Here is a 26,683-nt window from a genome sequence, read left to right as displayed (position 1 = left end):
ATTGTAGAGAAAGTTTACATTCTTAACCTACGGCGAGGATTCGACAGAGGAAGAATGCCCAGGTAGTTACAATACCTCCTAAGAGATAGTGAGCTACCCCAACCGCACGACCTTGAACGATGCTCAAAGCACGGGGTTGAATTGCAGGGGCTAGATTGAGTTTGTTATGAGCCCATACAATGGATTCAATTAATTCTTGCCAGTAGCCACGTCCACTGAATAGGAACATTAAGCTGAAGGCAAAAACGAAGTGACCTGCGAGGAACATAATTCCGTAAGCAGATAGAGCGGAACCGTAAGAGTTAATTACGTTAGCGGCTTGCGCCCATAAGAAGTCTCTTAACCAACCGTTGATGGTAATAGCACTTTGGGCAAAGTTACCACCAGTGATGTGAGATACGGTGCCATCGGGAGCTACACTACCCCATACATCAGATTGCATTTTCCAGCTGAAGTGGAAGATAACAATGGATAAAGAGTTGTACATCCAGAATAGACCTAAGAACACATGATCCCATCCGGATACTTGACAAGTACCACCACGACCAGGACCATCACAGGGGAAACGGAAGCCAAGCTCAGCTTTATCGGGGATAAGTCTGGAGCTACGGGCATAAAGTACACCTTTGAGAAGGATTAACACGGTAACGTGAATGGTGAAAGCATGGATATGGTGAACCATGAAATCAGCAGTTCCTAAAGCAATGGGCATCATAGCCACTTTGCCACCCACGGCCACTACATCGCCACCAAAAGCGTAACTAGCAGGACCAGAAGCGAAAGGAGCGGTGCCACCGGGGGCTACGGAATGAAGGTTTTGAATCCACTGAGCAAATACAGGTTGTAACTGAATTGCACTATCAGAGAACATGTCTTGAGGACGGCCTAAAGCTCTCATGGTGTCGTTGTGAATGTATAGACCGAAGCTATGGAAGCCGAGGAAAATACATACCCAGTTGAGGTGAGAGATAATAGCGTCTCTATGACGTAATACTCTATCTAAAAGGTTATTAACATTTTTAGCAGGATCATAATCACGAACCATGAAGATGGAAGCGTGAGCTCCGGCACCTACAATCAAGAATCCACCGATCCACATATGGTGAGTGAAGATAGATAACTGAGTACCGTAGTCGGTAGCTAAGTAGGGATAAGGAGGCATGGCGTACATATGTTGTGCCACGATGATGGTTAAAGAACCTAGTAATGCTAAGTTAATGGCTAATTGGGCGTGCCATGAAGTGGTTAAAATTTCATAAAGTCCAGTGTGACCTTCACCAGTGAAGGGTCCTTTGTGACCTTCTAAAATTTCTTTCATGCTGTGACCAATACCCCAGTTAGTGCGGTACATATGACCAGCAATAATGAAGAGAACCGCGATGGCAAGGTGATGGTGAGCTGTATCGGATAACCAAAGACCACCAGTTACGGGGTTTAAGCCACCTTTGAAGGTCAAGAAATCGGAGTAAACACCCCAATTCAAGGTAAAGAATGGTTTTAAACCTTCGGCGAAACTAGGATACAATTCAGCCATCTTACCTGCATCGAGAATGAACTCATGGGGTAAGGGAATGTCCGCAGGGGCAACTCCAGCATCTAATAACTTGTTAATAGGTAAAGATACATGGATTTGGTGTCCTGCCCAGCCCAAAGAGCCTAACCCTAGTAAACCGGCGAGGTGATGGTTCATCATGGATTCCACATTTTGGAACCATTCTAGTTTAGGGGCTGCTTTGTGGTAGTGAAACCAACCAGCAAAGAGCATTAAACCAGCCATGACTAAACCACCGATGGCGGTTACATAGAGCTGATAGCTATTGGTGAAACCTGAGGCTCTCCAAAGTTGGAAGAAGCCAGATGTGATTTGAATACCTTGGAAACCACCACCCATGTCGCCATTGAGGATGTCTTGTCCTACAATAGACCACACTTGTTGGGCGCTGGGTTTAATATTGATGGGATCGGACAACCACGCTTCATAATTGGAGAAACGGGCTCCGTGGAAATACATCCCACTTAACCAAACAAATACTACTGCTAAGTGACCAAAATGAGCGCTGAAGATTTTACGAGAAATATCTTCTAGGTCGCTAGTTTGGCTATCGAAATCGTGTGCGTCGGCGTGAAGATTCCAAATCCAAGTGGTGGTTTTGGGTCCTCTAGCTAAAGTCCGATCAAAGTGTCCAGGCTTACCCCATTTCTCGAAAGAAGTAGGTACTGGATCTTTGTCGACGATTACTTTAGCTTTTGCCTCTTTTTGAGGGGTTACTGTCATGAGTGATTCTTCTCTCGACAAATACTTAAACTACTACATTAATCAAGATGATAATGGGTATTTGCTACAGTTGTGGGATTTGCTTAACAATATTTAAAATTTACTTAACAATTGCCATAATTAAGATATAGCTTAACTTTTGGTGACAAAAGTCAAGGCTTTGTTACTTTTCTTTATGTATTCGGTTTTAGTTTTTAAAATCATATTTTTTACCTAAAATTTGAGTTGAGAAATAATATGTGCTACTCCATTATTCTCTACGTTATCGGTGGTATAAGTGGCGATCGCCTTTAATTGTTCTGGGGCATCTCCCATGGCGACACCAATTTGGGCATATTCAATCATGGTATAATCGTTAAAATTATCACCGATCGCCATTACTTGAGAGGCTGATAAACCTAGTATTTTTTCCGTTACATACTTAAGGGCATCTCCTTTATGAACATTGGCGGAAGTTGCCTCAAGGTAAACGGGATTAGATTGGGTTAGGTAAAGGTTACCATTGCTATATCTTTGTTTTAAGTCATCTAATAACGCTCTAATTAAACTAGAATCGGGACTTAGGGCTAATAGTTTAGTGGGAGATTGGCTTAACAAATGGCTCAAATTTTCTACCACATTAACGGTAATTCCTGATCTTTCAATGTAAGAATCGGTTTTTTCGGTTACCTTATCCACATATAATTGATCGTTGAAATAAATGTGAATTTCGACTTCATGCGATCGCAGGTAATCTAATAATTCGAGGGCGATGGTATTATCTAAAGGACGATGGGAAATAATTTCCCCATTAAATGGGTTTTGAATCCAAGCCCCGTTATAGGAGATGATGGGTAAATCTGCCCCAATTTCTTGATGAAAACGATAAGCTGAACAATACATTCTCCCTGTAGCCAGTCCAACTTTTACTCCCCTAGCTTGAACTTTTTTGATGGCCTCGATTACTTCTGGTTTAACTTGATTTGATGCCCCTGCGATGGTACCGTCAATGTCTAAAAATAGTAGTTTAATGTTTTCCATGAGCTTTTATCTATTTATGTAATTGAATGATGAAGAAAAGAATTTCCCGTATCCACTAAAAAGCGATTTTTGACGGCATCTCTACCCAATAACATTCTAAAGCCCATGGAGTCTCGATTTGTCAGGGTAAGGGCGATCGCCCATGAAATATTACCTAAAATTATTTTAGTCTCAATAACTGGTCGAGTTTCAGCAATTCCCCCTGAATTTTTAACGGTGCGATATTCTAATAGGGGCGCTGTGGTAAAAATGGAGGTTTGATTATCTTTTTGGATAGGATGAATTTCAAACTCCACAATGTTTTGATTATCTTTTTCCACAATCTTGACATTGAAAGCATGAAGGGCAGAAGTTTTCGCCCCTGTATCAATTTTTGCCTTAATTTTTGTTACCCCCAAGGTTGGTAAGGCTAAATATTCTCGCCAACCAATTAATGGTAATGATTGATTTTTGCTTGTATTCATGGAATTTTTGAGATAACAGGTTTTAATGGCACGTAAAATAGTTGAAGGTAGTATAAACTTTTGCCAGTGTTTTATCAAAACAGTAACGATTCAATGAATAATAATCATACAGGCTACTTATTAGTGGCGCATGGTAGCAGAAATCCTCAATATCGAACTTATCTTAATAATCTTGCTGATTTAATCCGTCAAAAATTAACCCAAAAAGGTATCCCAAGTCATCTTGATTCCTGTTATTTGGAGTTATCATCTCAATCTTTAGCCGATAAAATAACCGAATTTGCCTGTTTTTGTCACCAACATAAATATAATTCCATTAAGATATTGCCCTTGTTTCTTTTTTCTGGTACTCATGTCATGGATGATATACCTGAACAAGAGGCGATCGCCTTTAAAAACATATCAGATCTTGGTATGGACATCAAAATATTACCCCATTTGGGATCTGAAAGCTCATTAACTCAGTTCTTAGAAAAAAAATATCAAAAATATCCAAACTACACTAGACTTTTAATCAGCCACGGTACAAGGCTAGAGAGAGGACAAAAAGAAGCACAATTATTAGCCAAAAAAAGCTCTGCTACTTTAGCATTTTGGTCTATAAATCCTTTTTTTGATCAAGTTATCATTAATTTAATTAAATCGGGGGTTGAAAATATCGTTATGCTTCCTTATTTCTTATTTCCTGGTAAAATTACAAGGGCGATCGCCGTTAGAGCAGAAGAAATAAAAAACGAGTACAATGATTTTAATCTGCGAATTATAGAACCCTTGGGAGCTAACTCCGAATTAGCAGATTTAATAACCGAAAGCCTCCTCAAAGAATAATCATACCCTTTTTTTATAATTCTTCTCGCACCCTAAAGAGACAAAAAAATATCATCTTTTTATAATAGATTACTCGAATCCTATACACTTCATCACACTGTGGGGGTGCGAAAATACAATCTATTTATTTATAACGAATTATCCGAATTTGATATAAAACTCCCCATTAGACTTGTTGTGAATTAAATATCTGCGTATCTGAAACCCTTGTCAAATAAGGACGAAACTTGGCAAAAAACCTATTTCGCAACAACTCTATTGATGATCACTTTAAGCTAATTCATTCTCTCTCTTGGAATAATTAATGATAATTACTTGCAATAATGTTTTAAATAGGATAAGCTAAGTTTAGCTTCCATAAACAAGAAGCTAGATGAATCGGTTACTTGTTTTAGGCAGGATCGTAGGTCTTGCTTAAAACCTTTTTTAACATTGCAAAAGTATTGTCATTATAATTGAGAATTATGTTCAAGCATCCTGATGTATTATGGTTAAACACCAACACCTATTTCAAGCGGTTTAACCTACCCATTATCAAATACCTATCCCGTCAAGTGTCCATTGGGCAATGGGAATATGAACAAAATCAGGATGAAGGATGTTCCTTAGAAGGTGCGATCGCACTTTTAGACGATTATTTAACCATGGTAAAAAAACCAGTACATTTAATTGGTCACAGTACCGCAGGGGTGTTAGGTTTATTGTATGCCCGTAAATATCCAGAAAAAATAAAATCCCTAACCCTTTTAGGAGTAGGGGTAAACCCCAGTAAAGATTGGGTAGAGTATTATTACAACCTGCGCAAAAACTTCCCTTGTCGTCGAGAAATTATCCTAACTCGTTTATCCCATCACCTATTCCACTATCAAAACCATTACTATCAAAAAGCCTTCCTCAATATCCTTGATAAAGCCCTACTATATTCCCTTTCTCCCCACTCCCTCTATGAAACCCCAAATATTACCAAGGGAGGTATCGACAAACCCCTAATGGTGTGCGGTAGCTCGGAAGATGCTATCATATCCCCCCAAGATATGGAACAATGGCAACCCTACCTAAAAAAAGAAGATTATCTTTGTTTAATCAATCAAAGTAGTCATTTTTTTCATTATCTATCTCCCCAATGTGTAGGGCAACAAATCCTTAAATTTTTAAATGCTACCTCAGACGATATTTTAAAATCTGAACTAGACAAAAAAATTCTTGATTTAGGTAGATATTAATAAGGTATCAGGTGTAAATAATAGATTAATTATAACCACAAGAAATAGTTAATATTTACCTACTAAAAACTAACCTGAGGTTTAACTTTTAAAAACCATTAATCTTTCACTTGGTTTATTGATTTATTGTTGTTATAAACCATTTTAGATTGAAAAATAAGAGCTTTTTCAGTTAAAATTATTTCATTATAAAAACTCTTGACTATTATTGTGATCTTGTAGTAACTTTAATGCTTTTTTAATATCTTGAGTTTGATTTTTATTAACCACTAAAGTAGCATTTCTATCTCTAACAATAACCACATCTTCTAAGCCAATAGTCATAATTATTTCATCATCTTCACTACTATAAATAATAGAATTTTTAGTCTGATAATTAACACTACTAGTATTAGTCACATTATCATCATCAGTTTTAGATAACAACCTTTCTAGGGCATTCCAATCCCCCAAGTCATCCCAAGGAAAATCCGCAGGTAATACATAAGCCGAGGCAGTTTTTTCCATCAAAGCATAGTCAATGCTAATTTTTTCCAAATCAAAATATCCTTGCTCTCCCTTTTCCCGTAAAGGTTTCAATATTTGAGGGGCAAACTTTTCCAACTCCTGTAACACAAAATTTACCTCAAAAATAAACATCCCACTATTCCAGCTATAATCCCCTGTGGCAATGAATTTAGAGGCGGTTTCTTGATCTGGTTTTTCGGTAAAACGAGTTACTTTATACACAGGTAAAGCGTTTATTTCCCCTTCCTTTTCCCCCTGCTGAATATAACCATAACCCGTAGAAGGATAGTTAGGATTAATACCAAGGGTGACGATCGCACCTTGGCTTTTGGCAAACTCAATACCTGCTAAAATAGTTTTAATGAAGCCCTCTGGGGAACTAATCCAATGGTCTGCGGGGAAAAAACCTGCGATCGCACCATCACCGAAAAGCCGTTGTACCTCAAGACTAGCCCAAGCCACAGCGGGGGCGGTATCTTTACCTTCAGGCTCAACTAAAATATTTTTTTCAGGTAACAAAGGTAATTGTTGCCTCACATTTTCCGCTACCAAAGCAGAAGTAATCACCATCAAATTATCCCAACCATCCACCAGAGGCAAAAGACGATTAGCCGTAGCCTGTAAAAGACTGATACCACTACCATCAAGACATAAAAACTGCTTAGGGCGGCTACGACGACTCAAAGGCCAAAAACGCTCACCCTTTCCCCCTGCTAAAATTACGGGAATAAATTTCGATTTCATTTTTATAAAAAACTAAATTAATTAATAATACTAAATTCTATAGTAATAATATATTAATCGTGGCGGAAAACAGGGGATAGTTTCTTAAAATTTGTAATTTTAAATTGAGAAGCTGATTATTTCTAATTCAAGTTAACAAATAGGTATATTATCTAATTTTTCACTTTTTTTGACACAACGCTAATAGTGATAACGGCATTGAATAATAATAATTTCATCATCTAATACTTGATAAATTAAACGATGTTCTTGGTTAATACGTCGTGACCATAATCCACTCAAATCAAATTTTAATGGTTCAGGTTTACCAATACCATCAAAGGGATTTCTTTGTATATCTTTAATAATTTGATTGATTCTTTTTAGAGTTTTTTTATCCTGAATCTGCCAATACAAATAGTCATGCCAAGCATCTTCTAAAAAGGAAATTTTCACTAAATTTATTCCTCTTCAATTAACTCATGACTTTGATATTTTCCTTGTTTCAATTCTCCTAGTGCTTTGTAGAGTCGTTGTGCATTTTTTGGACTGCGTAATAAATATAGTGTCTCTTCCATGGCACTATAATCCTCAAGGGACATCATAACTACAGGTTTTTCAGATTGACGAGTAATAATAATTGGCACATGATCTTCACAAACCTGATTCATTACACGACTAAAGTTTTTTCGAGCCTGAGTATAAGTTATTGCATCCATGACATTTAGGAAATATTTTTATTATGATATTACCATTTATGTACTTATTTAGGCGTTGTCGATTTTAGATATGATTTCTAATTTAGGCAGGGAATAGGCAAAAGATAATAAAACTTCAGTTCAGGATAATGGTTGTCAGTATTATTAGGTTTTAGGTGATTGGTTGCAGGTTATAGTTTTATTAATTATCCATTATCAATTGCTTTCCTGCTAAGGTTTGAAATCGCCACACAAAAACCACAGAAGCAATAATTACCCCAATCAAAAGTCCTAACCACAAACCCACAGCCCCCAAATTTAAACCAAATGCAAACCAATAAGCGGAGGTTAAGCCAATGCACCAATAAAATAGGAAACTTAAAACCATTGGCACATGGGTATCTTGTAAACCTTGCAACGCTCCATAGGCAATTTTTTGGACTCCATCAAAGATATGGGCGATCGCAGCTACCCTTAGAATAGAGATAGCAAGGGATACAATGGGCGCATTTTCTGGCTCGAGTACATTAATATATAATCCCACAATTTGCTGAGGAAAAATCAACAGCAACATTACCACAAACATACTCCACAAAGTTCCCACCGTCACACTGACTAACCCTGCCTGACGAATACCCAACATATTCTCTTGCCCAAACCATTTACCAACCCTAGCAGTGGCGGCAAACGACATCCCCAACGGCACCATATAAATAATATTCATAGTTTGAAAAACAATCTGATGGGCGGCTAATCCATCCGTACCAAATTCTGCCATGAGATAACTAACGGCGGTATATACCCCAACTTCAAGGGTAGTAAACACTCCAATGGGTACCCCGATTTTTAGCAATTTCCAGAGTGTTTTTGGTTTTAGCTGATAGAGGCGGGAAAAAAATTGATAATCTTTGAAATGCTCATTGACAGAAAGATAGATAATTAAAGCAGTAAACATCCCCCACCATGTGAGAGTAGAAGCCAATGCTAACCCTGCCAATTCTAAACGAGGAAATCCCCACACCCCAAAACCCAAAACATAGTTACCTAAAATATTAAAACCCGTGGCGATGATGACAATCCCAAAAATTGGACGGGCTTGGGATAGGGCAGAAACTACACCCCGTAACATGGCAAAACCCAACGCAGGAAATAAACCCCACAACATAATATCAAGGTATGTACTGGCTAATGCGATGGTGGTATTATCTAATCCTAATCCCCCTACTAAACTATCAAAGTGAGCTGTTGCTATCATAATGGGGATAGATAGAAGTAAGGATAACCACAACCCCTGTCGGGTAAATTGTTCGATGTCATTTTTATTACCCGCACCATAGGCATTTGCCACTAAGGGAGTAACACCCATAACGATGCCACTGGTGGCTATCATGATGGAAAAAAAGGTAATGGAAGCTAATGCACCAGCCGCCAAAATTTCGTTGCCCAAATGTCCCATCATCACCGTATCAGCGAATCCCGTGGTTAACTGTGCCACCTGTGCACTGGCTAGGGGTATGGCTAGTTTTAGGAATGCTCTAATTTCTGTACGAATACCCAATTTTGGATGATTGGGAATGGTCATGTTAAAAAATCTCCTGTATCCTTTATTGTTATTTTGGCGTTCCTGATTTTAGATATAATTTTTCATTTAGGCAGGGAACAGGGAACAGAGAACAGGCAACAGTAATTGTCCATTATCAATTATCAATTGTACATTACCTTTACTATTCTCCTGCATGGTATGAACTACGCACCAAAGGGCCACTACGAACATGACTAAAACCCATTGTAAGGGCGATCGCCCCTAACTCATCAAATTCTTTTGGAGTCCAATATTTTTCCACAGGTAAATGAGCCAAAGACGGACGCATATATTGCCCGATGGTAATGCGATCGCACTTTATGCCCCGTAAATCCTCCAAAGTAGAAATAATCTCTTCCTTAGTTTCTCCCAAACCCAACATTAAACCCGACTTCGTGGGAATACTATCATCAAACTCCTTCACCAACTGTAACACTCGCAACGAGCGCTCATACTTACCCCCCCGACGCACAGGATTTTGTAACCGTGGCACCGTTTCCACATTGTGATTATAACAAGCAGGTTTTGCCCTCACCACCGTAGCCACCCTCAGAGCCTGTTGATTTTCCGCATCCTTCCCCGTACCAAAATCAGGAGTCAAAACCTCAATTTGTGTCGTGGGGTTAACCTTCCTAACCTCATCCATCACCTTCACAAACCAACTCGCACCCCCATCAGCTAAATCATCCCGCGCCACCGAAGTCAACACCACATAACGCAACCCTAATAACTTTACCGCCTCTGCCACCTTTTTCGGTTCATCCTCATCCAAGCCCATGGGGGCATGACCTTTTTCCACCTGACAAAAAGCACAGCTACGGGTACACACATGACCCATCAACAAAAAAGTTGCCGTACCATTACCATAACATTCTCCACGATTAGGGCAACGCCCTTCCTCACAAATGGTATGAATTTTCCTTTGTTTAACAATCTTTTGCACCCGAGAAATTTCCGACGCTTTACCAATAGGAGTTTTTAACCAACTAGGCAAAGGGGAAGGAGAAGATACCCTTAAATTCATAAATTTCTAAAAAACTACAAAACCGTTGCGCACTCTCCGAGTTTAACATATCAGATTGACACTCCCCACGAATAAATTCGGGGGATTCTTCCTTCATCGACTCATCTTGCTATCACAGGACGAAACAGCAATAGTATAGGTACTCCATCATCTCGGGATAAGGGAAAAAGAATCCAAAAACGTTAAAATGGAAAAGGATAGAACCTAAAAAATAAAAAATCTCTTTAATAAATTAATTTCATATAAAAATGTCCATCAACTATCAAAATATTATTAACGAATTAGAAAATATAAAGACAATAATAGAACCTGAACAACTAAAAAAACTATCCCAAGACTATTATTATTTCAGCCCTATTTTAGTCGATAAATTAGCAGACAAAAGAGCCGATTTAGTAGTGCAACCCACCACAGAAGAAGAAATTTTAAAAATAGCTCAAATGTGTGTTAAATATCAAATTCCTCTAACAGTAAGGGGCGCTGGTACAGGAAATTATGGACAGTGTATCCCCCTCAATGGTGGTATCGTCTTGGATATGACAGAAATGAAAAAAATTCACTGGATCAAAAATGGCAGTGCCTGTGTACAAGCAGGGGTGAAAATGGCAACCCTAGAAAGGGCAACCCGCAAGGAAGGATGGGAATTAAGAATGATACCCTCAACCTATAAAATCGCTACCATTGGTGGCTTTTTTGGGGGTGGTAGCGGGGGCATCGGCTCAATTAATTATGGACAGTTGAGAGATAGGGGAAATCTGCACCGAGTAAGGGTTGTTACCTTAGAAAAAGAGCCAAGAATTTTAGAACTAAAAGGAGATGAAACCCAACAGATTAACCATGCCTATGGCACCAATGGCATTATCACAGAATTAGAAATTCCCCTTGCCTCTGCCTATCAATGGTTAGATGTCATTGTTACTTTCCCTCACTTCATGGATGCGGCAAAATTTGGGCAAGATTTGGCAGATAGTGATGGCATTATCAAAAGGTTAATTAGTGTTCATGCCAGTCCTATTCCTGAATATTTTACAGCCTTAAAAGACTATTTACCAAAAGGGGAAAGCTGTGCCTTATTAACGGTGAGTGAAAATTCATTAAATGCTATTTCAGAATTAGTAAAAGAATATCAAGGAAAAATTACTTATCAAGAAAATTTAGAGAAAAAAAATAGCCTGAATTTAATTGAATTTACTTGGAATCATACCACCTTTCACGCCCGAAATATTGACCCCAATATTACCTATTTACAAACCTTCTTTTTTAGCCTTGAAAAAGTGGAAGAAATGTATAAATATTTTGAGGATGAGGTGATGATACACCTTGAATTTATGAGGGTGGGAGGTAAAGCTATTCCTGCAGGATTGCAGTTGGTAAGATATAGCACCCCAGAGCGATTAAATGAAATTATCCAGTATCACGAAGATAATGGGGCTTTTATTGCCAATCCCCATACCTATATATTAGAAGATGGAGGAAGAAAGCAAATTGAACCTGAGCAACTAAAATTTAAGCAAATGGTCGATCCCTATGGTTTAATGAATCAAGGTAAAATGAAGGCATGGACAGAAAATAATTAATTTCTGGTAAGTGTAGTTACTCCTCAGCAGTAAAAATTATTCATTTAATTTTTTCTAACCAATAAAATATCAATTGCCTACAACCTAATTATGAAAATTAATAGACGTACTTTTTTACAGGGGGCAGGTTTTACTTTTGCCTCATTGGGAGGTTTTTTCGGTGAGACAATTTTACCTCAATATCAATTAAATCGTTATAGTCAAGCCTTGGGGGCTTCTAATTCCCGGAAGTTAGCCCTTTTGGTGGGTATTAATCAATATGCTTCGGGTAATGAAAACTTGAGAGGTTGTGTAACTGATGTGGAGTTACAAAGGGAGTTATTAGTTTCTCGTTTTGGTTTTAACCCTAGTGATATTCTTACGTTAATCAATGAAAAAGCCTCGAGGGAGTCAATTTTAAATGCTTTTGATGAGCATTTAGCAAAACAGGTAAAGGAAAATGATGTAGTTGTTTTTCATTTTAGCGGTTATGGGCGACAGGTGAGATTGAATGAGGGTGATGGCAAGATAGGAGAAAGTTTAATTACCCATGGTAGTAGTTTTAAGGGTGATGGTAGCAATGATGATATTTTATTGGATAGTTTAATTAGTTTATTTCAGACTCTCAAAACTAGCCGTTATACTTTGGTGTTAGATACGAGTTATCAACCTTTTGAGGTTTCTACCACTACTAAGTTATGGTTGAGGTCATATCATGGTGATAGTATTCCTCTTATTAGCGGTAAGGAATTGGCTTTTAATCAGGATATTAAGCAAAAAAATAAGAAGTCTAATTCTTTATTGAGAGGTAAGGATAAGTCTGGGGGGGTAATTTTTACTTCGGCAACGGAGGGTTTGGCAACGGAAATCACCAGTAATAGTTTTAATGCTGGTTTATTTACTTATAGTTTGACTCATTCTCTATGGCAAAGTGTTGCCCCGATTAATAATTTAATTTTAAGTAAAAAGGTGGCAGCAAATATTGCTTTAATTAATGGTGAATTACAATATACTAATATCACTCTAGCTATTAAAAATGATCTATCCCCCTATTATCTGATGGCGGATGAGGAACATCATGGGGATATTGTGATAACTAATGCTAGTAAGGGAAATAGTGTTGAGTTTGATTTGGTTGGTTTGCCTTTATTGGTGCTATTTAATTATGGCATAGGTTCTTGTTTTTCGACGGAAATTGATCTTTCTCAAAATGTTGTAATTCAAGTTAATTCTTTGATGGGAAATAAAGGCAAAGGTTTTGTTTTAAAGGGTGTTGATAAGGTGGAAAGTGGTATGGTGTTACGGGAGGCGGTGAGGGTTATTCCTCGAGATGTTGATTTGATGGTGGGTTTGGATAGTAGTTTACAAAGAATTGAAAGGGTGGATGCTACTAGCGCTTTAACTTCTGTGGGGGATTTTAAGGCGATTAATGTGGGGGATAATTATGCGGATTGCATTTTGGGTAAGTTGACTTCTAATGGTAGTTATGGTTTGTTTTCTCAGGCAGGGGTTTTGTTGCCTAATACCATGGCGAAGACTGCTAATGAGGCGGTTTCTACGGCGGTAAAACGATTGGGTAATGCGTTACAAAATAAGTTGGCTCAAAAGTTGCTTAATTTGACTCTCAATGGTAGTGCTTCTCGTTTACCTGTGAGGGTGGGGGTGGAATATTTTCAGAATAAGCAGGGTTATGTGAGTTATCAAAAAACTTTGCTCAGTAAGGGATTTGATAATGCGTCTTCTAATGTTGGTGCTACTCCCAATATTTCTCAACAAAAGCAGTTGATTAATATTTCTGCTGGTTCTTCTTTTTCTATTTCTATTTACAATGAGAATGATTATGACCTTTATTATATGATAATGGGTTTTAATGCTTCGGGAAGGGCGATCGCCTATTTTTCCACTAAAAATGTTATGGTAAATGCCCGAGAAACTTTTACTATTCCTGATCCACAAAATACCATTAAATTAATTGATAATGGAAATCAAGGCATAGGAGAATTAATAATTATTTGTTCTCAATCTCCTTTTAATAATACTTTTAATCAACTATATAAAAATAGTAAAAATAGTTTAGAAGAAGAATCAATTATCATTTTAGAAAACCCTGCTAGTATTGCACAGTCTATTCTTTTAGATTTACACGAGGGCAGTGGTGTTACTGGGGATTTAGTGGCAAATTTATCAGATGTTTATGCTTTAGATTTAAGTAATTGGGCTAGTTTTAATTTTATTTATGAAATAGGAAGTTAAATATAAAAACAATTTGAGCTATTTTTTCCTTGCATATACTGCATAAAAGGGATCTTTTGCCCCCATACCCAACATCTGTAAAAAAGTAGGGGTTTCAGGTTGTTGTGCAATGACTTCTGGGGTTTCAAACTCTGGCACAGACTGAAAATAAGACTTGGTTAAAAATATCCTTTGTCTGTCGGTGGCATCACGCCAAGCGGTAATGGCTTTTTGGTAAAACATCCGATTGGAAAAACTAAAAATAGCTACTCCACCAGGTTTGAGGATACGGGCAACTTCCATGAAAATTGCTTCGGGGTATTGCAGATATTGAATAGAAACTGTGCATAACACCGCATCAAAATCATTATCCTCTAGGGGTAGTTGTAAGTTACTGTTGAGATTTTGGAGAAAATAATGGTCTAACCTATCATTCTTTTTTAACTCATCCTCATTCATACCATGGCCTTCTATATGGCTAAATTCCATTTCTGGGGGCAGGTGAGAAACCCAACTACTCATTAAGTCTAGTATTTTTGTATGGGGTTTTAGTTCTTGACGATAGAGATTGGTTAATTGAGAGATAAAGTTATTATCAACGTGGGTAACAAAACGAGGATAAGCGTAAAATAATGTGTCTTCGGTGTCATCTAATTTTACTCTTTGGTGGGGTTGTAATAGCATGATCAGAATTTTTTGTTAACAGTCTTAGTTCACTCTTTTAAGAAACAAGGGGCTTAAGCCCCTTGCCTTGAATAATATTCGGTTGCCTTTAAGTTTTTAGATTAGGCCAGAGCAGGTACCGGAATAGTAATGTGAGGATAAAGGGGGAAACGATCGCACAGAGCCTCTACACGGCGCATACAATCGGTTCTAACAGCCTCATCATCAGGGTTTAAGAGGCGATCGGCAATAATGTTGGCAATCTCGGTAAACTCAGCCTCTTTCAAGCCCCTAGTGGTTTCTGCAGGAGAACCCAAACGTAAACCGCTAGTAACAAAAGGAGATTCAGGATCAAAAGGTACAGTATTTTTGTTGGCAGTGATGCTGGTTTCACCCAACAACTTATCAGCTACCTTACCAGTCATACCAATGGAACGTAAATCAACCAAATTCAAATGGTTATCACTACCACCAGAAACCAACTTAAAGCCTCTGTTAACTAACTGAGAACCCAAAGCCTGAGAGTTAGCAATCACCTGTGCGCAATAGGTTTTGAACTCAGGTTTTAACGCCTCACCAAAAGCCACTGCCTTACCAGCGATGACGTGTTCCAAAGGGCCGCCCTGAGTACCGGGGAATACCGCCTTATTAAGTTTTTTACCTAATTCCGCATCACGGGTCAAAATCAAGCCACCACGGGGGCCTCTGAGGGTTTTATGGGTAGTAGTAGTTACCACATCACAATAAGGCACAGGATTGGGGTGATGTCCACTGGCTACCAAACCAGCGATATGGGCGATGTCTGCGAGTAAATATGCCCCTACTTCGTCAGCGATTTCACGGAATTTGGCAAAATCGATAATGCGAGGATAAGCAGAATAACCGCAAATGATTAACTTAGGACGCTCTTTTAGTGCTAATGTTCTGATTTCGTCATAATCTAGGCGCTCGGTTTCCTTGCTTACGCCATATTGACACACTTCAAACCATTTACCAGAAACGTTTACAGGAGAACCATGGGTAAGGTGTCCACCGTGGGATAAGTCCATGCCCATAATTTTATCCCCTGGGTTGAGGAGAGTTAAAAATACGGCAAAGTTAGCTTGGGCGCCAGAGTGGGGTTGTACGTTGGCCATTTCGGCACCGAATAATTTTTTAGCTCTTTCGATGGCTAAGTCTTCGGCTTGATCGACAAAATGACAACCACCATAGTAACGTTTTCCGGGTAAACCTTCAGCGTATTTATTAGTTAACACAGAACCTTGGGCAGCCATTACCGCAGGGGAGGTAAAGTTTTCACTAGCAATTAATTCGAGATGACTTCTTTGGCGTTGTAACTCGTTGGCAATAATTTCCGCTATAGCTGGATCTGTATCGGCTAAATAGTTTAAGTTAGTTTGGCTCACTTTAATCTATGTCTTAATTATATTTAATACTCCTATATATGATAATCCATTGTGGAGTACAAATTAATAAATTAGGCAATAGGGAATGGGCAATGGGGAATGGATAAGAGGGAATATTTTTCCCTCTATGTATTCTTGGGGTGGTTGGGTTTCTGATTGTTGTAGAAATTCCTTGGGGGTAATGGCTTTTGAGATGATTTGACTCATGGCTTTTATGGATCAATTTTGCCAGTGATAATAGTTGTTATTCTATCTATAATTAAATTTTAGTTATTGATTTTCCATAAATAAAGTGAATAGTGTAAAACAGACATCTTCAGGATTGCCCATAGAAAGAATAAAAATATCAAAAAAAGGAAAAGATCAACTAATTAGGCTTAAAAGAATCACCAAAATAGAAAACTGGAATATTCTTTGTCGTTGGGCTTTTTGTCGCTCTATTGCCGAAGAAAATAAACCCACTCCCTACCCAATTCCCGCTGACAGTAACTTAGAAATGACATGGCAAGTATTTGGGGGAGACATGGCAGATATATTATTGATGGTGCTAAAACAAAGATGTCATCAAGATGGTTTAGGATTAGATGATGCTACCCTTAAAGAACAGTTCTTACTTCATCTTCATCGTGGCATCGGTTATTTGGTGGGAGATACAAATCTCCGTAAAATTGAAGACTTTGTTAATTTAGCGGTACAATCTGACCAAGCTATGGAATAATCCGAGGGAGGTTATAATGTTGAAGATGATTATCATAATATAATCAATAAAAAATTACTCCTATGCCACGTAGATCAAAGCCTCCTTATTCCTATTCCGAGCCTCCTTCGCGCCAAAGTCGATATGGTAATACTCCTCCGAAAAAATCTTCGTTCATCGAAGGTTTGAATTATACTATCGTGGCTATTTGTGCGGGGATATTTATGTTAGGTATTGGTTTAGGTATTGCGTTAAGTTCAGGACAAACCACCAATAGTCCAAATATTGCTTCTCGGGAAGTCATTGACAGGGCAGCGCCTAATCCTGAAGTATGTATTCAATTTGGGGCAAGTGCGATCGTTTCTGATATGCGTGTATTTATTACCCTCAACCCTTTTAATGTTTATGTTACTCAACCAACTATGCAACCTGGTTGCGTTTTGAGACGTAATAATTGGTCAATTTTAGAAAAACAAAACCTCGTTAGTAATGAACAAGTTAGACAATGTAAAAATAGAATGAATACCTTTGGTTTTACAGGGCCTTTGGAGGCTTCTCCCAAAATTGAATGTATTTATCAAAATGACTCGGCAGGAAATTTATTTTTAAATCGCCCAGGGGCTGTTAATCCTACGGAAACTGATAATTTTTAAAAGAATTATTTTGATGGTTTTGTTCATCAGACCATGATCATTTCCATTTTTTTTGTTATTGTCTATAATCATTGGACTAATCATTAACGATTAAACTTATGTGCGGAATTGTCGGTTACATTGGAACTCAAAGGGCGGTAGATATTCTTATTGGTGGATTAGAGAAGTTAGAATATAGGGGTTACGACTCTGCGGGTATCGCTACAATTTATGATCAGCAGTTAACGGCCGTCAGGGCAAAAGGTAAGCTACATAATTTGCGCACGAAGTTAGAAAATAATATTAATTATGCTCAAATCGGTATTGGGCATACCCGTTGGGCTACCCATGGTAAACCAGAGGAATATAATGCCCATCCCCATGGGGATAATGAGGGTAGGTTTGCGGTGGTACAAAATGGCATCGTCGAAAATTATCAGGAGTTACGGAAGGAGTTGAAGGAGAAAGGACATAATTTTGTTTCGGATACTGATACAGAGGTAATTCCCCATTTATTAGCAGAATATTATAATCCTGAAGGAGATGATCCTTTTATGGATGCTGTGATGAAGACGGTACATCGTTTGGAGGGTGCCTTTGCGATCGCCCTTTTATGTGCTGATTATCCTGAAGAATTAATCGTTGCCCGTCAAAATGCTCCTTTAATTATTGGTTTTGGACAGGGTGAGTTTTTCTGTGCCTCGGATGTAACCGCCCTAGTGAATCATACTAACGCCGTATTGGCTTTGGAAAATGGAGAAATTGGACGTTTAAACCCCTTGGGGGTAGAGTTATATGATTTTGAGGGTAAAAGGTTACGCCGTAGTCCTCGGGTGTTGGATTGGAGTCCTGTAACGGTTGAAAAACAAGGATTCCGCCATTTCATGCTTAAGGAAATCCACGAACAACCCTCCGTGGTGCGTACTTGTTTAGAGGTGTATTTTAATCCCGATTGGCAACAAAAAGGCACTAAACCTGTTAATCTCAATTTAAGCTCTGAATTAATCGATAATTTAGAAAACATCCAAATCGTTGCCTGTGGTACTTCTTGGCACGCTAGTTTGGTGGGTAAATATTTGTTGGAACAAATTGCCGAGATACCTACTTTTGTTCAGTATGCCTCGGAATATCGATATTCTCCAAGCCCAATTATGGCTAACACCATGACTATCGGGGTTACTCAGTCGGGAGAAACGGCGGACACCTTGGCGGCGCTGGGCATGGAAAGACAAAGACGCTCTGGGTTAGATAAACCCTATCGCCCCCGCATTGTGGGCATTAGTAATCGCCCAGAAAGTACCCTCGGGGGTATGGTGGATCAATTAATTAATACCTATGCTGGAATTGAGATTGGGGTGGCGGCTACCAAAACTTTTGTGGCACAGGTAATGGCTTTTTATGTGTTGGCGTTGGATTTGGCTTGGCAACGGAAAACCATTAGCCCAGAAAGAATTGACCAAATTTTAGCAGGTTTATTGCAACTACCGACGCAAATTGAGAAGATTTTACAAACTCAGGAAGCAAAAATTGAGGAGTTGGCGCATAATTTTCCTGAAACCAGAGATTTTGTTTTCTTGGGTAGGGGTATTAATTTCCCCATCGCCTTAGAAGGGGCGCTGAAGCTCAAGGAGATTAGTTATATCCATGCGGAGGGTTATCCTGCAGGGGAGATGAAACATGGTCCCATTGCCCTTTTAGATGCTCATGTGCCTGTAGTGGCGATCGCCATGGGTGGTAGTGTTTATGAAAAGGTGATTTCCAATGCTCAGGAGGCAAAGGCAAGGGATGCTCGTTTGATTGGCATTGTACCCCAAAGTTATGATGATGAGGTATTCCATGATATTTTAAACGTGCCAGAGGTGGAGGAGTTGTTATCCCCTATTTTGGCGGTGATTCCTTTACAGTTGCTTTCCTATTACATCGCTTCTTTGCGTGGTTTGGATGTGGATCAACCCCGTAATTTGGCGAAAAGCGTTACGGTGGAATAGTTCTAAGAGGCGATCGTCTTTTATGTAATATGGTAATAAAGTTGTATAACTTTTAATAAAGTAATAAAGTTGCGTATTAAAAAATAAAGTTAGGAAATTTGTGATTGATAAAGATAACCTTAAACAAGTATTAATTAATCTTGGATTTATAGCCAGTGAAAAAGAGAATATTTTTTCAAAAGAATTTCCCTTAATTGAAACAATATTAAAAGTAGATTTTAAAAACGAAAAATTAATTTATCCTACCGAAAAAGGTTTTACTATTAGTGGTGAATTTACCACCAGTTTTAAGCAAAAAGAGAATTTTGTTGTTTTTGAATGCGTTTGTAGATTATTTAACAAAGGTTATAAACCGCAACATATTGAACTTGAACCAAAATGGACTGTGGGGCATGGTGCAAGTGGTGGAAGGGCGGATATTATGGTTAAAGATAATTCAGGTAAATCTTTGTTAATTATTGAGTGTAAAACCGCAGGAAATGAATTTGATAATGAATGGAAAAAGACATTAATTAATGGTGGACAAATTTTTTCCTATGCTAAACAAGCAGGAAGCACTCAATTTATTGCCCTTTATACCTCTGATTCGGTAGATGAAAAAGTTACTTTTAACTATTATTTAATTACCCTTAAAGATAATGAAAAACTCTTAGAAGAAATAGCAGATAAAGAGCCATTATCCTATGAAAAAGCTAAACTTTTAGATAAAGAAGACATTTATCAAGCATGGAAAGAAACTTATAATCAAGATTTCGCTACTAAGGGAATTTTTGAAGATGATATACCTGCTTATGAAATCGGTAAAACTAAATATTCTTTAGCGGATTTAACAACTATTAACAGTAATGATATTCAAGGAAAATATCATCAATTTGCAACTATTTTAAGACAACATAATGTATCTGGGCGTGAAAATGCTTTTGATAAATTAGTTAATTTATTCTTGTGTAAAATTGTTGATGAAACTAACAATCCTGATGAATTAAAGTTGTACTGGAAAGGTATCGCTTATGATAGCTTTTTTGAGTTGCAAGATCGTTTACAAAAGTTATATCAAGAAGGAATGAAACGGTTTTTAGGGGAAGATGTAACTTATATTGACAATGAATCAATTGATCAGGCTTTTCGATTTTTCAAAAATGATCCTGATGCAACAAAGGATACTATTAAAAAGTATTTTCGTCAATTAAAATTTTTTACTAATAATGATTTTGCTTTTATTGATGTTCACAACGAAAAATTATTTTATCAAAACTCAGCGGTACTTTTAAAATTAGTGCAAATGCTTCAAGATATTCGCTTGAAAACAGAAGAAGAAAATCAGTTTTTAGGGGATATGTTTGAAGGTTTTTTAGATCAAGGTATTAAACAATCAGAAGGGCAATTTTTTACTCCAATTCCTCTTGTTAAATTTATCCTTAAATCCTTACCTTTAGAGCAAATTATTACAGAAAGTGAGGAGATACCGAAAGTAATTGATTATGCCTGTGGTGCTGGACATTTTCTTAATGAATACGCCCAAGAAATTAAACCCATTGTTGAAAATAACAAAAAAAATGACCTTGAAAAATACTATCAAAATATTGTCGGTATTGAAAAAGAATATCGTCTTTCTAAGGTAGCAAAAGTTTCGGCTTTTATGTACGGACAAGATGAAATTAATATTATTTATGCTGATACTTTGGCAAATATTCCTAATATTAAAGAAAATGATTACTCTATTTTAGTGGCAAATCCTCCTTATAGTGTGAAAGGTTTTTTAGAAACTTTAGAGGAAAAAGATCGGAAAAAATATCAACTTATTGAAACTATTGAAATAAAAAGTTATCCTAATAATAATAGTATTGAAACTTTTTTTATTGAAAGGGCAAAACAATTATTAAAACCTGGTGGGGTAATGGGTATTATTGTACCTTCTTCTATTTTGACTAAGGGTAAGGCTAAAAGTACCTCGAAATCAACTAATATTTATGTGGCAACGAGGGAAATTTTACTTAAATATTTTGATATTATTGCTATTGCGGAGTTTGGTAGTGGTACATTTGGTAAAACTGGCACAAATACAGTTACTTTATTTTTAAGAAGAAAAGCCGAAAATCCTGCCCCTTGTGAACATTTTTTGAATCGGGTTAATAGTTGGTTTAAGGGTGAAGATAGTAAGAATAACATTTTTCAAGATGAGTATTTAATAAAAAAATATTGTCATCATTTAGGGTTTAATTTTGATGATTATAAAATATTTTTAGCTGGAGAAATTAATGAGCAACTCTTAAATCATGATATTTTTAAAGAGTATAAAAAAGAGTTTGATAAATGGACAGAAATTAAAAATCTAAAAAAACAAAGGGCTTTTAAGGCTTTAACTGAGGAAGCTAAACAAGAGGAATTAAATAAAAGATTTATTATTTATGTTCAAGATGTTGAAAGGGATAAACTTTATTATTTTGTGTTGGCTAATCTTAATCCTCAAAGGGTTTTAATTATTAAAAGTCCTTCTAAAAATAAGGAAATGAAAGAGTTTTTAGGCTATGAGTGGAGTAGTGCTAAGGGTAATGAGGGAATTAAATATTTAGGTAATGTTACGGTTGAGGAAGTGACGGAAAATGAGGAAGAAGATAGTAATAATTTAGAGGAAGAAGATAAACGAGTATTAAGTAATTTGTTTAATTTAGATAAAATTAATACACCTCTTTATGATCCTCAAAATAATGATAATTCAGCAAAAATTAACTTTTTAATTAAGCAAAATTTTCTCAGTGAAACTGTGAATATTCCTGATAGTTTAAGTAGTTTTGTGACTTCGGCTCTTTTAGTGGATATGTTAGATTTTTCTCGCCCTGATTTTAATAAGTCAATTAGTTTAACACCGAACAAAAAAAGCATTACTTTTGATACAAAATGGGACTTGTATAAATTAGGTGATATTGTTGATATTAAAATAGGAGGTACACCTTCAAGAAGTAACTCTAGTTATTTTAGGGGGGATAATCTTTGGGTATCAATTTCGGAAATGAATGGTCAAATAATAACTGATACTAAAGAAAAAATAACAGATCAAGGTGTTAAAGATTCCAATGTTAAATTAATTCCCAAAGGAACGAGTTTACTTAGTTTTAAGTTGTCTATTGGAAAAACAGCGATCGCAGGTAAAGATTTATATACAAATGAAGCAATTGCTGGTTTAATTCCTTTCGAGAAAAATCAAGTTCTTGATTTATTTCTGTTTCATATATTTAATGCTAAATTGATTGATTTAGAAAATGTGGGTTTAAATACATTTGGTAAAAGTTTAAATAGTGGATTTTTAAAAACAGATGTCAAAATCCCTTTACCCCCCCTCGAAATTCAAGAGGAAATAGTTAAAGCCTGTCAAGCTATTGATGAAGAATTTGAGAAAGCAGAAACTATTATTAAAAGTGAGAAAGAAAATATTGAAAAGTTAATTAAAAAAACAAGTAACAACTCAAAACTTATAAAAATAAGTAATATTATTGATATAAATACAGAGAGTTATGATCCAACAAATGAACCAAAAAAAGAATTTATTTATGTTGACATTGACAGTGTTGAAAAAGGAACTGGTATTATTTCTTTTAGTAAAAAAATTATGGGTGAAAATGCACCATCAAGGGCGAAAAGAATTGCCACGATTGGTTCAACAATTATATCTACTGTTCGCCCTTATTTAAAAGGATTTGCATATATTGATGAACAACCTGAAAATACAATTTATTCTACAGGTTTTGCAATTTTAAAATCTAAAAATGAAAATATTTTTATTAATAAAATGATATATTTATTGTTTATGTTTTCTAAGGATTTAATGGAACAAATGGAAATAGCAATGCCAAAATCATCATATCCAAGCATCAATAAAGAAGATATTGAAAATTTTAAAATTTCAATTCCTAGCATTGAGAAACAAAAACAAACTATCTTTGAAATTGAAAAATGTGAGGCAAAAATTAAAGAAGCTAAAAAAATAATTAACGGTATTGCTAAGAGAAAAGAAGCGGTAATTTATCAATATTTGTAGCTAAATTATTAACTTTATTGATGTTAGCTTAGTGGTAAAAAAAACAAGGGAGATTTCAGGGATTATTTTCCCCTTTCTTTAATATTTTTATATAATATGGTGCGATCTAAATATTATGATTTATCAGCTTTAAGCATAATTAATCCTGAAATAATGGACAAGTTTAGTGATTATCTTTCTCTTTCCTTAATGCCTTGTGGCTTATTAACAGAGTGCGATCGAGTTTTGCATTGGTTAGTGCAAAAATTTATTGAGGATAATTATTAATCTCACAGATAATAAAATAGAAGATAGTCAAGAAAATATATGTCTAGTTATTAAATCAGAGAAAATAACTTACCCATATTTGAAAATTGGTTCAATATTTTCGATAAAATAACTTTGGGCTTTATTCACATTAAAAGTTAATGATTGAGTAATATCAATTCCCAACGCATAAATTCTAATTTTCTCATCAAAAACAGGATTAATTATCACAGGTTCAACATTCTGATAATAGGGATAAATTAAAACTCCTGTATCACTATTCAAGGCTTTACAATAAGTATAAATTTGGTAAAAATCTGCATTGATGACAGCACGATCAAAATTTTTATTTTTTATGTCAATAATAACTGCATGACTTCCCTGATAAATTATGTCAGGTGCGATCAAAATTTGTTTTTGATTTTGCCTTTTATAATTTGCCACTTTAATTGAATCTTTATATTTAACAGTATCTTTAGGGAAACTTTGTTGAAGCAAATTTACCATATATTTTTCGAACAAAAGATTACTATTAATAATTAAACTAAAAGATAAATCATTCCCTATATTTTTATAAGACATATTTTGCAAAATTAAACAAGCAAACTCAAAAGCATTTGCTAAATATTTTTCTTGTTTGTTAAAATTTAATCTAATATTTTTTAATCTCTTAACTCTAATAGATTCATTACTGATATAGTTAAGAGTTTTTGTTATCTCAAATTGTTGATAATTTGGGAAATTAGCTATTAATTTTTTATATGCCTTTTTTATAACTCTCATAACAAAATAATCCATTTCTATCTTTTGAGTATAAGTAATGAAATAAGGCTCAATTCCTAATTTAATTCTCAAAAATGATTCAAAAAAATTAACATTGCCTTGTAAGTATTGACTGATAATTTGTGTATTTTTGTATTGAACAGGAATACCTTGCTTAACTAATTTTTGTAAATTAGCTAAAAATTGATCAATAATAAACTTAGAAATATCAATATTTTTATCATAACCTAAACTATTATTCTGAGAATCTGCTAATTTATCATTTAAAATTAATCTTAGATAGTCAATATTTGTTAGATAATTAATGGAAGGCTCAATAATAATTTTCAAATTTTTTGTAACTATTTTACCAACATAACCTTGAGGTATAATTAAATAATTACTATCTAATAAATGCTCTGAATTTAATGATTTTAGCAAGATATTTAAATCATTCAGATCGTGATTATTTACCCATATTTTTGTACCTGATTTAATCTTTAGTATCTTCATTTAAAAATTCTTTAATAGATTCTTCTAATTCAGATGGTGATGTTAAATATATTTTCTTACCCAAAATATTAGGAATAACACTTTTATCCCCATGAGCATATTCAACTAACATCGGAATTATTTTATATTGGATAATTTCATATAAATCTTCTGATATCCAATTATAAAATTTGCCTTTTGTTTCTAAACTTTTAATAAAATAAGAATGACCTATTTGATAGTCTTCAGTATTAAAATAATGTTTGATATTGTTATTAATTTTTTGCAGAAAATCACCTAGTAAATGTTGATCATTAAAGGTAGATAATTGGTCTATTAACTCATAATCTGGTTGCATTTCTATAAATAAAAATCTTCTCCTAATAGCAAAATCTACCAACGCAATACTTCGATCAGCAGTATTCATTGTGCCAACAATATGCAAATTTTCAGGGATAAAAATAGGGTAGGTATCTCCACTATCTCCTAAAATTATATTTATTGTTTTGTCTCGATCTAAGGCATATAATAATTCTCCAAAAATAGCACTAATATTTCCTCTATTTATTTCGTCAATTACTAATAAGTATTTATGCTTATCTTTATTTTTCTGATCTTGTTCTATTTTCCGCAATAACTGAATTAAAATCCCTTCTACATATTCAACACTATTATTTTTAATCGTTTTTCCAATAACAAAATCTTGATAAGAATAGTTTTGATGAAATTGAATTTTGACTGTTTCTTGATATTTTGCCGAAAGTTGATCAATTAAAAAAGATTTTCCTGTACCCGGTACGCCTGTTAAAATTAACTGTTTATGTTTTTCTAATAGACTATAAAGTTTATTTTGATCAAATTTCATATAATTGTTTAAATATGTTGAATCAGATGCTAATTGTATTTTATATTCTTGATTAATATTTGATGATTTATCTTGTTTTTGAGTAAATTTAACTAATTTATCAATGTTTAAATATTGACGATATTCTTCCGCTTTAGTTTTTTCTTTACTAAATTTTAAGATAATCGACTCTTGTAAATTAAAAAGTTTTTTAGCTAAATCATAATTAATTTTATAATCTTCATAAAAGTATTCTCTTATTTGTCTGATATTAACATTTTCTTCTTCAAATTCATAACTTCTATATAACCAAACACTTAGAGCATCTAAAGGATATTTTTGCTCATACATATTTAAAATATTTTTGAAAAATACATTTTTTAGTCGATAATTTTTTTCTTTTCCTTTTTCTAAAAGATGATCACTAATACTATTATCGATAGTGTCTTTAACACGAGAAAAAATTTGATTAAAGTTACTTTTCGGATTATAAAATTGTCTATTTGACTCAGAAAATCTTGTAAAAAACAAACACCATTGAGTTTCTACTTCTTCTATTTCCAGATCAAAACATCCACCCAGTTCATAAATAATTTTTTGTCCTAAATCTTTGTTACTATAAAGTTTAGTTGAATCAATCCAAGTATCACTATTAATACCTAGTTTAGATAAAAATAAATAAATCGGTAAAGTATCAATATTACCTTGTTTACCTCCAATATATTTAATATTAGATAATTGATTAATTGCGTTAAAAATAGTATCTTGAGAAAAATAAGGCATTT

The 26,683-nt window shown here is 35.3% G+C and carries 23 protein-coding genes; 9 read left to right on the top strand and 14 right to left on the bottom strand.

Annotated features, from left to right (window positions below):
* Positions 1–22: 22 nt before the first annotated feature.
* From psaA to IQ215_RS02870, 3 genes are all read right to left on the bottom strand, one after another.
* On the bottom strand, positions 23–2,275 hold the full coding sequence (gene psaA / locus IQ215_RS02880; protein WP_193799821.1) for a photosystem I core protein PsaA: 2,253 nt from the start codon (positions 2,273–2,275) through the stop codon (positions 23–25).
* Between the two features lie 213 nt (positions 2,276–2,488).
* A complete protein-coding gene (locus IQ215_RS02875) occupies positions 2,489–3,295 on the bottom strand; it encodes a Cof-type HAD-IIB family hydrolase (RefSeq protein WP_193799820.1) in 807 nt (268 codons plus the stop codon).
* A 14-nt stretch (positions 3,296–3,309) separates the two neighbouring features.
* Positions 3,310–3,759: an ATP-dependent zinc protease family protein gene (locus tag IQ215_RS02870; RefSeq protein ID WP_193799819.1), complete on the bottom strand. Its 450-nt coding sequence runs from the start codon at positions 3,757–3,759 to the stop codon at positions 3,310–3,312.
* A gap of 93 nt (positions 3,760–3,852) precedes the next feature.
* On the opposite strand from IQ215_RS02870, the gene IQ215_RS02865 reads away from it, so the two are divergent.
* A complete protein-coding gene (locus IQ215_RS02865; RefSeq protein WP_193799818.1) occupies positions 3,853–4,587 on the top strand; it encodes a sirohydrochlorin chelatase in 735 nt (244 codons plus the stop codon).
* 464 nt (positions 4,588–5,051) lie between these two features.
* Positions 5,052–5,810, top strand: a complete 759-nt coding sequence (locus IQ215_RS02860; RefSeq protein ID WP_193799817.1) for an alpha/beta fold hydrolase — start codon at positions 5,052–5,054, stop codon at positions 5,808–5,810.
* A gap of 186 nt (positions 5,811–5,996) precedes the next feature.
* Here the strand turns inward: IQ215_RS02860 and IQ215_RS02855 are convergent, their stop codons facing one another.
* From IQ215_RS02855 to IQ215_RS14460, 6 genes are all read right to left on the bottom strand, one after another.
* Positions 5,997–7,061: a mannose-1-phosphate guanylyltransferase gene (locus IQ215_RS02855; RefSeq protein ID WP_193799816.1), complete on the bottom strand. Its 1,065-nt coding sequence runs from the start codon at positions 7,059–7,061 to the stop codon at positions 5,997–5,999.
* Positions 7,062–7,241: 180 nt separating this feature from the next.
* The gene (locus IQ215_RS02850) at positions 7,242–7,496 is read right to left on the bottom strand and encodes a Txe/YoeB family addiction module toxin (RefSeq protein ID WP_193799815.1); all 255 of its coding nucleotides are present in this window, start codon (positions 7,494–7,496) and stop codon (positions 7,242–7,244) included.
* Between the two features lie 5 nt (positions 7,497–7,501).
* The gene (locus tag IQ215_RS02845; protein ID WP_193799814.1) at positions 7,502–7,759 is read right to left on the bottom strand and encodes a type II toxin-antitoxin system Phd/YefM family antitoxin; all 258 of its coding nucleotides are present in this window, start codon (positions 7,757–7,759) and stop codon (positions 7,502–7,504) included.
* Positions 7,760–7,940: 181 nt separating this feature from the next.
* Positions 7,941–9,320 carry an MATE family efflux transporter gene (locus IQ215_RS02840; RefSeq protein ID WP_193799813.1) on the bottom strand — a complete coding sequence of 460 codons (1,380 nt, stop codon included), beginning with the start codon at positions 9,318–9,320 and terminating at the stop codon, positions 7,941–7,943.
* Positions 9,321–9,462: 142 nt separating this feature from the next.
* Complete coding sequence (lipA, locus tag IQ215_RS02835) at positions 9,463–10,344, bottom strand: lipoyl synthase (RefSeq protein ID WP_193799812.1); 882 nt, start codon at positions 10,342–10,344, stop codon at positions 9,463–9,465.
* Complete coding sequence (locus IQ215_RS14460) at positions 10,307–10,441, bottom strand: hypothetical protein (protein WP_277815519.1); 135 nt, start codon at positions 10,439–10,441, stop codon at positions 10,307–10,309. The genes lipA and IQ215_RS14460 overlap by 38 nt, the downstream gene beginning before the upstream one ends.
* Positions 10,442–10,592: 151 nt before the next feature.
* On the opposite strand from IQ215_RS14460, the gene IQ215_RS02830 reads away from it, so the two are divergent.
* Both IQ215_RS02830 and IQ215_RS02825 read left to right on the top strand, forming a co-directional pair.
* Positions 10,593–11,921: an FAD-binding oxidoreductase gene (locus IQ215_RS02830; RefSeq protein WP_193799811.1), complete on the top strand. Its 1,329-nt coding sequence runs from the start codon at positions 10,593–10,595 to the stop codon at positions 11,919–11,921.
* A 90-nt stretch (positions 11,922–12,011) separates the two neighbouring features.
* Positions 12,012–14,153, top strand: a complete 2,142-nt coding sequence (locus IQ215_RS02825; protein ID WP_193799810.1) for a caspase family protein — start codon at positions 12,012–12,014, stop codon at positions 14,151–14,153.
* An 18-nt stretch (positions 14,154–14,171) separates the two neighbouring features.
* Here IQ215_RS02825 and IQ215_RS02820 read toward each other — a convergent pair whose 3' ends face one another.
* The 3 genes from IQ215_RS02820 to IQ215_RS02810 form a co-directional block, all read right to left on the bottom strand.
* Entirely contained in the window at positions 14,172–14,816 is a 645-nt protein-coding gene (locus IQ215_RS02820; protein WP_193799809.1) for a class I SAM-dependent methyltransferase, read from the bottom strand.
* Between the two features lie 101 nt (positions 14,817–14,917).
* Entirely contained in the window at positions 14,918–16,201 is a 1,284-nt protein-coding gene (gene glyA / locus IQ215_RS02815; RefSeq protein WP_193799808.1) for a serine hydroxymethyltransferase, read from the bottom strand.
* A gap of 63 nt (positions 16,202–16,264) precedes the next feature.
* Positions 16,265–16,408, bottom strand: a complete 144-nt coding sequence (locus tag IQ215_RS02810) for a hypothetical protein (protein ID WP_206688485.1) — start codon at positions 16,406–16,408, stop codon at positions 16,265–16,267.
* Between the two features lie 85 nt (positions 16,409–16,493).
* On the opposite strand from IQ215_RS02810, the gene dndE reads away from it, so the two are divergent.
* The 5 genes from dndE (at position 16,494) to IQ215_RS02785 (ending at position 23,821) form a co-directional block, all read left to right on the top strand.
* Positions 16,494–16,919, top strand: a complete 426-nt coding sequence (gene dndE, locus IQ215_RS02805) for a DNA sulfur modification protein DndE (protein WP_193799807.1) — start codon at positions 16,494–16,496, stop codon at positions 16,917–16,919.
* 62 nt (positions 16,920–16,981) lie between these two features.
* The gene (locus IQ215_RS02800; protein WP_193799806.1) at positions 16,982–17,551 is read left to right on the top strand and encodes a DUF3172 domain-containing protein; all 570 of its coding nucleotides are present in this window, start codon (positions 16,982–16,984) and stop codon (positions 17,549–17,551) included.
* A 98-nt stretch (positions 17,552–17,649) separates the two neighbouring features.
* The gene (gene glmS, locus IQ215_RS02795) at positions 17,650–19,518 is read left to right on the top strand and encodes a glutamine--fructose-6-phosphate transaminase (isomerizing) (RefSeq protein ID WP_193799805.1); all 1,869 of its coding nucleotides are present in this window, start codon (positions 17,650–17,652) and stop codon (positions 19,516–19,518) included.
* 100 nt (positions 19,519–19,618) lie between these two features.
* On the top strand, positions 19,619–23,554 hold the full coding sequence (locus tag IQ215_RS02790) for a restriction endonuclease subunit S (RefSeq protein ID WP_193799804.1): 3,936 nt from the start codon (positions 19,619–19,621) through the stop codon (positions 23,552–23,554).
* Between the two features lie 96 nt (positions 23,555–23,650).
* Complete coding sequence (locus IQ215_RS02785) at positions 23,651–23,821, top strand: hypothetical protein (protein WP_193799803.1); 171 nt, start codon at positions 23,651–23,653, stop codon at positions 23,819–23,821.
* Between the two features lie 69 nt (positions 23,822–23,890).
* On the opposite strand, the gene IQ215_RS02780 is transcribed toward IQ215_RS02785, so the two are convergent.
* Positions 23,891–25,075, bottom strand: coding sequence for a 5-methylcytosine restriction system specificity protein McrC (locus IQ215_RS02780; protein WP_193799802.1), 1,185 nt, complete (start codon positions 25,073–25,075; stop codon positions 23,891–23,893).
* Entirely contained in the window at positions 25,056–26,681 is a 1,626-nt protein-coding gene (locus IQ215_RS02775; protein ID WP_193799801.1) for an McrB family protein, read from the bottom strand. The genes IQ215_RS02780 and IQ215_RS02775 overlap by 20 nt, the downstream gene beginning before the upstream one ends.
* Between the last annotated feature and the right edge of the window lie 2 nt (positions 26,682–26,683).

This window comes from Cyanobacterium stanieri LEGE 03274 (genome assembly GCF_015207825.1).
GTDB lineage: Bacteria > Cyanobacteriota > Cyanobacteriia > Cyanobacteriales > Cyanobacteriaceae > Cyanobacterium > Cyanobacterium stanieri_B.
The sequence above is the reverse complement of the archived record's forward strand: the minus strand, read 5'-3'. Positions and strand labels throughout refer to the sequence as shown.

What these genes read in the sequence shown, in the direction of transcription:
- IQ215_RS02825 (WP_193799810.1), top strand. Translation starts at nt 12,012, where the DNA reads ATGAAAATTAATAGACGTACTTTTTTACAGGGGGCAGGTTTTACTTTT.
- psaA (WP_193799821.1), bottom strand. Translation starts at nt 2,275, where the DNA reads ATGACAGTAACCCCTCAAAAAGAGGCAAAAGCTAAAGTAATCGTCGAC.
- IQ215_RS02860 (WP_193799817.1), top strand. Translation starts at nt 5,052, where the DNA reads ATGTTCAAGCATCCTGATGTATTATGGTTAAACACCAACACCTATTTC.
- lipA (WP_193799812.1), bottom strand. Translation starts at nt 10,344, where the DNA reads ATGAATTTAAGGGTATCTTCTCCTTCCCCTTTGCCTAGTTGGTTAAAA.
- IQ215_RS02800 (WP_193799806.1), top strand. Translation starts at nt 16,982, where the DNA reads ATGCCACGTAGATCAAAGCCTCCTTATTCCTATTCCGAGCCTCCTTCG.
- IQ215_RS02855 (WP_193799816.1), bottom strand. Translation starts at nt 7,061, where the DNA reads ATGAAATCGAAATTTATTCCCGTAATTTTAGCAGGGGGAAAGGGTGAG.
- IQ215_RS02785 (WP_193799803.1), top strand. Translation starts at nt 23,651, where the DNA reads ATGGTGCGATCTAAATATTATGATTTATCAGCTTTAAGCATAATTAAT.
- glmS (WP_193799805.1), top strand. Translation starts at nt 17,650, where the DNA reads ATGTGCGGAATTGTCGGTTACATTGGAACTCAAAGGGCGGTAGATATT.
- IQ215_RS02820 (WP_193799809.1), bottom strand. Translation starts at nt 14,816, where the DNA reads ATGCTATTACAACCCCACCAAAGAGTAAAATTAGATGACACCGAAGAC.
- IQ215_RS02775 (WP_193799801.1), bottom strand. Translation starts at nt 26,681, where the DNA reads ATGCCTTATTTTTCTCAAGATACTATTTTTAACGCAATTAATCAATTA.
- IQ215_RS02780 (WP_193799802.1), bottom strand. Translation starts at nt 25,075, where the DNA reads ATGAAGATACTAAAGATTAAATCAGGTACAAAAATATGGGTAAATAAT.
- IQ215_RS02875 (WP_193799820.1), bottom strand. Translation starts at nt 3,295, where the DNA reads ATGGAAAACATTAAACTACTATTTTTAGACATTGACGGTACCATCGCA.
- IQ215_RS02830 (WP_193799811.1), top strand. Translation starts at nt 10,593, where the DNA reads ATGTCCATCAACTATCAAAATATTATTAACGAATTAGAAAATATAAAG.
- IQ215_RS02845 (WP_193799814.1), bottom strand. Translation starts at nt 7,759, where the DNA reads ATGGATGCAATAACTTATACTCAGGCTCGAAAAAACTTTAGTCGTGTA.
- IQ215_RS02810 (WP_206688485.1), bottom strand. Translation starts at nt 16,408, where the DNA reads ATGAGTCAAATCATCTCAAAAGCCATTACCCCCAAGGAATTTCTACAA.
- IQ215_RS14460 (WP_277815519.1), bottom strand. Translation starts at nt 10,441, where the DNA reads ATGAAGGAAGAATCCCCCGAATTTATTCGTGGGGAGTGTCAATCTGAT.
- IQ215_RS02870 (WP_193799819.1), bottom strand. Translation starts at nt 3,759, where the DNA reads ATGAATACAAGCAAAAATCAATCATTACCATTAATTGGTTGGCGAGAA.
- IQ215_RS02840 (WP_193799813.1), bottom strand. Translation starts at nt 9,320, where the DNA reads ATGACCATTCCCAATCATCCAAAATTGGGTATTCGTACAGAAATTAGA.
- IQ215_RS02865 (WP_193799818.1), top strand. Translation starts at nt 3,853, where the DNA reads ATGAATAATAATCATACAGGCTACTTATTAGTGGCGCATGGTAGCAGA.